Consider the following 246-nt stretch of genomic DNA (forward strand, 5'->3'; position numbering starts at 1 on the left):
CAGAAGCTGCACGCCGGCTTCGTGCCGCTGCGCAAGCCGGGCAAGCTGCCGCCGCCGCTGGTGACGGTGGAGTACGAGCTGGAATACGGCCGCGATGCCTTGCAGGCGCGCAGCGACGCGCTCAAGCCCGGCGAGCGCACCTTGATCGTCGACGACGTGCTGGCCACCGGCGGCACCCTGGCGGCGGCGCGCGAACTGGTCGAACGGCTGGACGCGGTGCTGGTCGGCGCCAGCGTGCTGATCGAG

The 246-nt window shown here is 72.4% G+C and carries 1 protein-coding gene; it reads left to right on the forward strand.

Annotated features, from left to right (window positions below; genetic code table 11):
- Positions 1-246: adenine phosphoribosyltransferase (locus HKX41_12835; GenBank protein NNC25021.1), on the forward strand; the 246-nt coding region annotated here is incomplete at both ends.

The organism is Salifodinibacter halophilus (assembly GCA_012999515.1).
GTDB classification, from domain to species: Bacteria; Pseudomonadota; Gammaproteobacteria; order Nevskiales; family Salinisphaeraceae; genus Salifodinibacter; species Salifodinibacter halophilus.